Annotated in this window: 11 protein-coding genes; 5 read left to right on the top strand and 6 right to left on the bottom strand. The window is 58.3% G+C overall.

The genetic code is table 11. The annotated features are described in order from the left end of the window. Nucleotides 1–38 precede the first annotated feature (38 nt). Together ACE04F_RS22540 and ACE04F_RS22535 are read right to left on the bottom strand one after the other, a co-directional pair. Complete coding sequence (locus ACE04F_RS22540) at nt 39–353, bottom strand: antibiotic biosynthesis monooxygenase family protein (protein WP_434572325.1); 315 nt, start codon at nt 351–353, stop codon at nt 39–41. Continuing rightward, nucleotides 350–1,060, bottom strand: coding sequence for a CTP synthase C-terminal region-related (seleno)protein (locus tag ACE04F_RS22535; protein WP_486109987.1), 711 nt, complete (start codon nt 1,058–1,060; stop codon nt 350–352). Before ACE04F_RS22535 ends, ACE04F_RS22540 begins: the two co-directional genes overlap by 4 nt. Before the next feature lie 14 nt (nt 1,061–1,074). On the opposite strand from ACE04F_RS22535, the gene ACE04F_RS22530 reads away from it, so the two are divergent. Further along, nucleotides 1,075–2,022, top strand: a complete 948-nt coding sequence (locus ACE04F_RS22530) for a LysR family transcriptional regulator (RefSeq protein ID WP_486109986.1) — start codon at nt 1,075–1,077, stop codon at nt 2,020–2,022. 3 nt (nt 2,023–2,025) lie between these two features. Here the strand turns inward: ACE04F_RS22530 and ACE04F_RS22525 are convergent, their stop codons facing one another. Next, the gene (locus ACE04F_RS22525) at nt 2,026–2,634 is read right to left on the bottom strand and encodes a TetR/AcrR family transcriptional regulator (protein ID WP_486109985.1); all 609 of its coding nucleotides are present in this window, start codon (nt 2,632–2,634) and stop codon (nt 2,026–2,028) included. 189 nt (nt 2,635–2,823) lie between these two features. On the opposite strand from ACE04F_RS22525, the gene ACE04F_RS22520 reads away from it, so the two are divergent. After that, nucleotides 2,824–3,870 carry an MBL fold metallo-hydrolase gene (locus ACE04F_RS22520; protein WP_486109984.1) on the top strand — a complete coding sequence of 349 codons (1,047 nt, stop codon included), beginning with the start codon at nt 2,824–2,826 and terminating at the stop codon, nt 3,868–3,870. A 10-nt stretch (nt 3,871–3,880) separates the two neighbouring features. On the opposite strand, the gene ACE04F_RS22515 is transcribed toward ACE04F_RS22520, so the two are convergent. After that, nucleotides 3,881–4,198, bottom strand: a complete 318-nt coding sequence (locus ACE04F_RS22515) for a helix-turn-helix domain-containing protein (protein WP_305499305.1) — start codon at nt 4,196–4,198, stop codon at nt 3,881–3,883. A 302-nt stretch (nt 4,199–4,500) separates the two neighbouring features. Between ACE04F_RS22515 and ACE04F_RS22510 the strand changes: the two genes are divergently transcribed. Beyond that, nucleotides 4,501–5,196: a DUF6933 domain-containing protein gene (locus ACE04F_RS22510; protein WP_486109983.1), complete on the top strand. Its 696-nt coding sequence runs from the start codon at nt 4,501–4,503 to the stop codon at nt 5,194–5,196. A gap of 18 nt (nt 5,197–5,214) precedes the next feature. On the opposite strand, the gene ACE04F_RS22505 is transcribed toward ACE04F_RS22510, so the two are convergent. Next, nucleotides 5,215–6,204 (bottom strand): hypothetical protein, encoded by a 990-nt coding sequence (locus tag ACE04F_RS22505; protein ID WP_486109982.1) that lies wholly within the window; start codon nt 6,202–6,204, stop codon nt 5,215–5,217. A 390-nt stretch (nt 6,205–6,594) separates the two neighbouring features. Here ACE04F_RS22505 and ACE04F_RS22500 point away from each other — a divergent pair, with 390 nt between their 5' ends. Together ACE04F_RS22500 and ACE04F_RS22495 are read left to right on the top strand one after the other, a co-directional pair. Beyond that, on the top strand, nt 6,595–6,840 hold the full coding sequence (locus ACE04F_RS22500) for a type II toxin-antitoxin system Phd/YefM family antitoxin (protein ID WP_486109981.1): 246 nt from the start codon (nt 6,595–6,597) through the stop codon (nt 6,838–6,840). Continuing rightward, on the top strand, nt 6,837–7,223 hold the full coding sequence (locus tag ACE04F_RS22495; protein WP_305499311.1) for a type II toxin-antitoxin system VapC family toxin: 387 nt from the start codon (nt 6,837–6,839) through the stop codon (nt 7,221–7,223). Before ACE04F_RS22500 ends, ACE04F_RS22495 begins: the two co-directional genes overlap by 4 nt. 403 nt (nt 7,224–7,626) lie before the next feature. On the opposite strand, the gene ACE04F_RS22490 is transcribed toward ACE04F_RS22495, so the two are convergent. Continuing rightward, nucleotides 7,627–8,349: HNH endonuclease (locus tag ACE04F_RS22490; RefSeq protein ID WP_486109980.1), on the bottom strand; the 723-nt coding region annotated here is incomplete at its 5' end.

Here is an 8,349-nt window from a genome sequence, read left to right as displayed (position 1 = left end):
GGCGCGCTCCCACAGGTTTTGTATTCTGTTTCCTGGCATCAGGTTTGGCGTTGGAAGGCATAGTCCCGTTCGACCTTGCACACCCGCGTATGGCATTGGCTGTACCAGGTGGAGCGGCCGCGCTCACGGATCGCGCTGTGTTCCGGATGCTGCTTCCAGGCCAGGATCGCTGCTTCATCGCGCCAGTAGGACACGGTGATTCCCAGACCATCATCGCCACGGGCCGATTCGACGCCCAGAAATCCGGGCTGCTCCCGGGCAAGGGCCATCATGCGTTCGGCGGCTTCGGCGTAGCCTTGGTCTCCCTTGGTACGCAACGAGGTGAAGATCACTGCGTAATAATGGCCGTTCATGGCATTTTCCTCGCGCAGGCTTCGACAAACGCTTTGACCAGCGGCGGCACCCGGCCTGCCAACGCGGCGCGTTCAGGCTGGAACAGCGTTGCGACAAAAAACGGATGATCGCGCAGCTCCACCGCCCGCAGGTCGCCGGCCGAATCTCGGGCCAAGGCGTGCAGTCGCCCGTTCAGCAAATCCTGTTCAAAATGCGGATTGACCCCGAAGCGGCAACGGTAACTCTCGAACGCTGTCGGGCAGCCGTAAGCCTCGGCGATCAGCGAGTCCACCTCAAGCTGAAGGCTATCGGCGGTTTCGATCAAGGCGCAGCTCAGCGGCGTCAGCAGCGCCCGTTCCGCCTCTGGAGAGGTTTCGCCATGAACGGCGTTGGCCCAACCCAACACGTTGCGGGCATATTCCAGTACGGCATGCTGAAAACCACCGCAGGTGCCGAGGAAAGGGCGTCGCTGTTCGCGGGCAAAACGGATGGCGTGCAAGGCCCCGCTTTCGTTCCGGTAAGGGCTGCCGGGCACGCACCAGATGCCATCGAAGTCCTCACGCAACGTGTCGTCGGCAATGAGATCGGTGGCCAGCCATTGGAAACCGATGTCGCAGCCGGTTTGCTCGCCAGCCAGCTCAAGTGCGAGGGGGATCGCTTGGTGAGCGGTGATTTGCGGGTCATGATCGCCAATCAGGGCGATATGGATGGGACGCTTTTTTTCCATGAGAGTCTCGCCGCTTGTTGATTCCTGGTCGCCACTATAGATTGGCGTTCACGCAATCAATATTGGCGTTTATCCAAGTGTTCAATGCAGCGGCGCAATATCGCCTCGGTTATCCCGACTTATCCCTGATCCTGGCGCTGGTCCGTGGCGGCTCGCTGGCCCGGGCCGGGCGGCTGCTGGAGGTGGATGTGTCGACGGTTTTCCGCTCGGTGCGCCGATTGGAAGCGGCGCTGGGCCAGCCCTTGTTCGAGAAAAGCCGTGCCGGATATTTACCCACGAGCCTTGCGCGGGCATTGGCCGAGCAGGCCGAGCGCGCTGAGCAGGCGCTGGAGGCCGCGCGTGTTGGGATAGAGCAGGGCGGCGATGTAGTCAGCGGCACGGTCCGTCTGACCTGTACCGACTCGGTGCTGCACGCATTGTTGCTGCCCGCGTTGGCGCGGTTCATGCCCGCCTATCCGGCCTTGACCCTGGAACTGAGCACTACGAACGACTTCGCCAACCTGAGCCGTCGCGATGCGGATATTGCCTTGCGGCTGACGCGCACGCCGCCGGAGCATCTGGTGGGGCGAAATCTGGGCCCCGTGGTTTACCGGGTCTGTGCCGGCGACACGTATTTGTCCTCGGCCAATACGGATGACCTGGCCGCCATGACCTGGATCGCGCCGGACGATTTCCTGCCGGATCACCCTACCGTGGCCTGGCGCCGCCAGCACTTGCCAGGCGTGGTGCCTGCCTATCGCTGCAACAGCATGCTCTCGGTCACCGAACTGGTGCGGGCCGGTCTGGGCGTGGCGGCGCTGCCGGGCTTCCTGATCGATGGCAACCAGGGCCTGGCGCCCATTGGCGAGCCTTTGGCCGGGTATGACACGGCGCTTTGGTTGCTGACCCGGCCGGATTGCCGCGCGTTGCGCTCGGTGGTGACGCTGTTCGACGAGCTGGGGCGCAACCTGCGGCTGAACTGAGGTTTAGCGCTGGTAGCAGGCCAGGAACATGTCCAGAGCCGATTCGATCACCTGCGTCTGCTCATGGGGCGCCAGGCTCGGTTGGCCCATGGAAATCTGCGGCCAGAAAGCGAACGTCTTGATCAGCCCGTGCATCTGCTGGGCCGCGAATGCCGGGTCGACGGGTTTCAGCCGGCCATCGGCCTGGGCCATGCGAACCCAGACGGTCAGGCCTTCTTCACGCTCGCCCATGCGCGCAACCATGTCCTGGGCTCGCTCGGGGGAATGAATCGTGGCGGCGATGGCGATGCGCGCCAGGTCGAGAAAATTCTCGTCGGCCAGCATCTGCAGTTTGGCTTGAAGCAGCGTTCGCAACTGATCGCGCAGTGGGGTTCGCGAATCGTAGGGCGTGAACTGCTCCGCCGTGATGCTGTTCCACAACCGATTGAGGATCTCGGCGAACAGCTCCTCCTTGCTTGGGAAGTGGTTATACACCGTGCGCTTGGACACCCCTGCAGTCGCCGCGATCTTGTCCATGCTGGTGATCTCGAAGCCGCTGCTGCGGAATTCGGCAATCGCCGCCTGGAGGATGGCTTCGCGTTTTCGTTCGGTGAGGCGCTGCGGTACGGTCATGGGCACTCGTCGGCTGGAAAGGGAGAACTTACACTCGGCAGTTTACTTGCTCCCGGGATTCATGCAATCTAGAAACTACACCGTGCGGTGTAATTTACTTGCCAAACGGCTGAGCGTGCATGCAACGGCCATCCAGCGTCCCACGACGGCGAAGCGCATCTGCGTTGACGCCCTTGGAGTTATCGCACCATGACCACTCCCTCGTTTCGCACCGACAACCCCTCATCTCGGCATGAGCAAGGCAAGTTTCGCAATTATGCCTTCACTCCGCGCGAAGGATTCGGTACGACCCTGCGCGTCATCTGGAACATGATTTTTCACAAGCCGCGAACCACACGGCCTGCAGGCACCATCGAGGTCAAGCCGCTGACCCGGGACGCTCTGCTGGCCGCGCCGAACCACAGCGTCTTCCGCCTCGGCCATTCCACGGTGCTGCTTAAGCTGCGAGACAAGTTCTGGCTGACCGATCCGGTATTCGCCGAACGTGCCTCACCCGTGCAGTGGGCCGGTCCGAAGCGTTTTCACCAGCCGCCCATCAGCCTGGAAGAATTGCCGCCGATCGAAGCGGTGATCCTGTCCCACGATCATTACGACCACCTCGATCATCAGGCCGTCCTCAAGCTGGCGGCCAAGACTCGCCACTTCCTCACGCCCCTTGGCGTGGGCGACACCCTGATCAAATGGGGCGTCGATGCCAACAAGGTGCGTCAGCTGGATTGGTGGCAAGGCACCGAGGTGGCCGGTATCGAGTTCATCGCGACGCCATCCCAGCACTTTTCCGGACGCGGCCTGTTCGACAGCAACAGCACCTTATGGTCGTCCTGGGTCATGATCGACGGCGCCACGCGGATCTTCTTCAGTGGCGACACCGGTTACTTCGACGGTTTCAAACGCATCGGCGAGCAATACGGCCCCTTTGACCTGACGCTGATGGAAACCGGCGCCTATAACGTCGACTGGCCCCATGTCCACATGCAGCCGGAGCAGACCCTGCAAGCACATATCGACCTGAAGGGCCGCTGGCTGCTGCCGATCCACAACGGCACGTTCGACCTGGCGATGCACGCCTGGTATGAACCTTTCGACCGCATCCTGGCCCTGGCCTGGGAGCGCAACGTCAGCATCACCACGCCACAAATGGGCGAGGCCTTCAACCTGGCGCACCCGCAACGGGGGCGCGCCTGGTGGCTGGACGTGGAGCCCTCGGCTTATCAGAACCAGACCGGCGTGGCTTGAGAGCGGGCCGCTACTCGATCATGGCGTAGTCCGCCCGCTCCATCGGGTTAGGCGTAGCGCCCTTGATATTCATGCCGCGCCCCGGAGTGAAGCCGGGGAAAAACACCAGGCCTTCGGCCTCGAATCGAAACGCCAGGGCCAGGCGCGTGACATCGAGCAACTCGCCGCCCGCCTCGAAACGTCGGATGGCCTGGACCGAGACGCCGGATTCACGGGACAGCTCCTCGACACTCCACCCCAGCATGGCTCGGGCCTGTGCGCTGTGGGCAGGGGTGAATTGATAGACGGCGATGCGTTCCAGGGTGGTCTTGATTGCGAGAGAGGCCATGGCGTGCTCCAAAGCTGTGGATTCAAAAAATACTGTGTTTTTGTACAGTTGTTTTGATCCCGCTTCAATCTCATTTTTTTGATCAATGACCAGCGGTCGTTTCCGGCCAGGTGCTCGGGGCGTGACCTAGTACCCGACGAAACTCTTTGAGATTGCTGGTTGCATATGATCTGCTGAGCGATCAGGAACTGGCGGTTCTGAGCGAGGAGCTACGTGAAAGGATTTCTGACGCTGATCGCCAACCCCTCGAGATTGAATGGGCCGAAGACGCCTAGTATTTCCAGCATTTTCCGAGAGCCCAAATGTTGATCTTCAACTGCACCGATGCAGCCAGCAACTTTTTCAGCCGTGTGAGCAAAGGCAAGAAAATCACCCCGGTGGAAAAACCACCATCGCCTGTTATCGAGGACGATGACCTGGGTGAACTCGACGAACAATGGCTGGTTCACGCGATCACTGTGCAACGCAAACACGTGTTGTTCGTCATCCACGTACGAACCCGCTACTGCATGATTTTCGCTGGCGCTCAAAAAGCGGACGTCGATGGTTTTGTTCAGCGATTTTCCGAACGATGGATCAATGGCCTGATGCGCCACGCGGGGCACCATGATCTTCTTCGCTGGGTGGATGGCGAGCCGATGATGGAACGCTTTGGGAAATGTTGCGATGAGTACGTTTTTTACAAACGCGGCCATCGCGGTGCGCAAAAGCACATCAACGAGATTTCCTGGACGTTCGAGGACTGCGCCGCCGAATGGGGCACGTTACCCTCTGATGAGTTCTCTGCAGGCCGCTTCGATGGCAGCATGAACGACGTCCCGAGAAGCACTAAGGAATACAAGGGCTATCGGTACCCGGATGAAGAGATGGTTATTCACTGGTTGCGACGTTATGGCGGCTTGGATGAATCGGCCGCCCAGGCAGCGCGTGAGCGGCGCATGGAAGTGAAACGGGAAATATGGGCGTTCGAACGGCAACTTGCTCAAGAGACGCAATAAAAAGCGTGGTGCTGCAAATTACTTCTCGGTCAACCCCGGCGCCTCCCGAATAATGAAGTGATCCAGATTCTCGATATTGGCACTGAACACCCCGAACGTCTGCTCGGGGTTCTTCTTGCTCGGCACCTGTTTCAACTCCGGCGTCACGCCATAAAAGAAGCAATACAACGGCGCTTCACTGTCGATGGCGTGCTTGATCTCTGCCAGGAACGCCTTGCGCTTGCGGTAGTTATCGATCAGCTTCTTGCTCAGGTAGACGTTGACTGAATAAGGCTTTTTCTTCGCCTCGTCCGGCTGCTTGAACCAGACCTTTGCTTCGAAATCGATGCGAAAGCTTTGCGTGTAATCCTTGATCTGCTTGATCTTGCCCCAGTAGATCAGTCCCTTGTTATCTAGTAAAAAGTCGATCTTCTTGAAAAAGGAGCTGTAAGGCGCGGTGTGCTCGCCAATCTTCAGCGGCATGCGCTTGAGCAGATCCTTGTTGTCGAAATTCGAGACGAAACACTCCACCGGATGGGCGAAGACGCTGGTCTTGTCGGGCGTCGAGTCCTGAGCGGAATGGACGTTGTCACCGTGGGACGATGGAAGATTCGACGTGGGCCGAGTCGCATCAACATCCTTCGGCTGATCCGCCGGCTTGCGAATGTACTCACGCCGGGTCAGCAACAGCTCCGACGGAAAATGCTCTTCACGGCCGTCATCCGTTTCTGCCTCGCCACTCTCCAGACCCAACCCCGGCGTCTTCGGACTGACATACGGGCAACCCTCGATATGCCGGGTAGTTGGCTGATTCTTGAAATGTGGCGTGCGGATGTAATTGACGTTCTTGGCGTTGAGCGTCGTCAGCCGATTCTCCTCATCGAACGCCGCCCGACACACATCGTTGGGGCACTGAAAGCGCTCGTTGGCCGAGTCGAATGCCATGGTCTCGTCGAAATTAAGATCCCGAACGTCATAGATCGAAAGCTTGGCATCGAGGCTCAGGCAGTAGGCAGTGTCGAATTTCATCGAGGCTCGGGTCCGTGAGAGGAAGTGTATTAATACCGAAGGACGCGGCGGGCTGCACCCAAAGTTTCAACACATCACAAAACTCTGTGGGAGCGAGCCTGCTCGCGATGCCCAATCCCCAACCCGGTCATCAAGCCTGCCACCCACCCGTGCCCCGACACCCGTGGCGAGGGAGCTTGCTCCCGCTGGGCTGCGGAGCGGCCCCCCCCCCGTTCCACAACAATCGGGATGGCAACAAAGGTCCGACGGAGGCGTGACGCCTCAAATGCTGAACAATACACTTTGATGACTGCGGCTTGAGACGCCATTTTTGACAAACGGCTAGCTCGGTATCTTGCTTATCTAAAATTCACGGCTTAGGCTAGCTTAGCTAATCTGTGGGGGTGATATATGAATGAACTGGTGCAAGTGAATATGCACGAAGCGAAGTCCCAGCTTTCCCAGCTTGCTGAGCGTGCATGGCATGGCGACAAGGTTGTAATCGCCAAGGCCGGTAAGCCTTATCTGGATCTGCTGCCTCATATCGATACACCTCGGGCGCGCAAGCCTGGGCGGTTAAAAGGAAAGATTCGGATGTCTGCGGATTTTGACAAGACTCCCGACGACATCATCGATGGATTTGAGGGCAGTTTATGAGGCGTCTGTTGTTAGATACCCATGCATTCCTTTGGTGGCTCTCCGATGATCCTGCTCTGGGCGCAGAAGCTCGGCAAATAATGGGCGAGTCACGTAATCAGGTCTTGGTGAGCGCCGCTTCGATCTGGGAGATATCGATCAAACAGGCTAAAGGGATGCTTGAAGCTCCAGAGGATCTTGAGGCGCTCGTTGAGGACGAGGGTTTTACCAAACTGCCGATTTCATTGTTCCATGGTCAGCAGGCGGGCAAGTTACCGGAAATTCATCGAGATCCATTTGATCGTATGTTGATTGCCCAAGCTCAGGCGGAAGGACTGGAGTTAGTCACCGCGGACGGGATTATTCCGCAATACGGGGTGCGGGTGGTTTCGGCGCGGTTGTGAGGGGGGCGAGATGCTGGTGTTCAGATCCGGCGGATTTTGACGGCCTTCCGAAGACATCTATTGAGGGTTTTGAGGACCAGCTCTGAGGGCAGGCGATTCTTCTGAATCTGAGATTTCAGCAGGTACCTCAGCCATGCAGACCTCGTCAAACTCCCGCATAGTGGCCATGTCGATAGCGCCAATTTTCAGCAGCGCTTCGGCCGAGCTGTGAATCGACTCGAAGGCCTCACTTCATTTTTTTTTCGTCATTACAGGTCTCCCTGGTTTCCTTTGTCCAACAAGCTGGACTGGCACTGGTGCTCTCAAAATCGCGGAGCTTGCCAGGTAGCTGCCTCAACTCCCGTGGCGAGGGAGCTTGCTCCCGCTGGGCTGCGAAGCAGCCCCAACCCAACTGAGCGTTTTGTCACTCAACGACCAAACGATCAACCTTCTTATACAGCGACAAAGTAAATGCCTCTCTATCACTGGCAAGATGGCAACGCCGATGGCAATTCGGGCATAGCGCAACCGCGTTGGTGATGCTGTCCGACCCGTTCTGAGCTAGATGTTTCATATGATGCACTTCAAGAAACGGCAGACCGTCCACCTCGAACGGTGCGTTCTGTCCGCAACCCTCACAAACACCTTTAGCCAACTCAGCAACCCATGCCCGGATTTTGGGATCCCGAACGTAAGACGTCGTGGTCGTACTGACTTGTTGCGGGTTCGGGTTACCTAACGGTGCGATCCTGAGCCCATTCTTTTGCAACTTGGTGGCCCGGCGGATCAACGTCTTAAGATCAGCAGTTGGAGCAGACTCGGCCGTCCCAGGCAGCACCTTATTGGCAAGCACCTTGCGGATTCGCTGAGCCACACCCGCACCAATATTCTTGGCAGGCATGTAGCCGCTGATTCGGCGCAACTCCATTTGATCGAGCACCGCAGAGATGTTTTGCATGCGATATTCAATCGACGCAGGGCTACGCTTGCTCAGCGGCCCGTCGCGTAAAAGCTGGTTTTCCACCGACTTCTTGAAGCTCTGGCCGTTTAACTCGCGGTCCAGCATCTTCAAGTACGCATCAACCGAAGCCTCGAGCTCTTCGTCGCTCCAGTTACTTTTTTCCTTTGAGGTATCCATACAGTCGCC

The organism is Pseudomonas sp. AGC41 (genome assembly GCF_057334555.1).
This window is presented reverse-complemented; position numbering and strand designations above follow the sequence as displayed.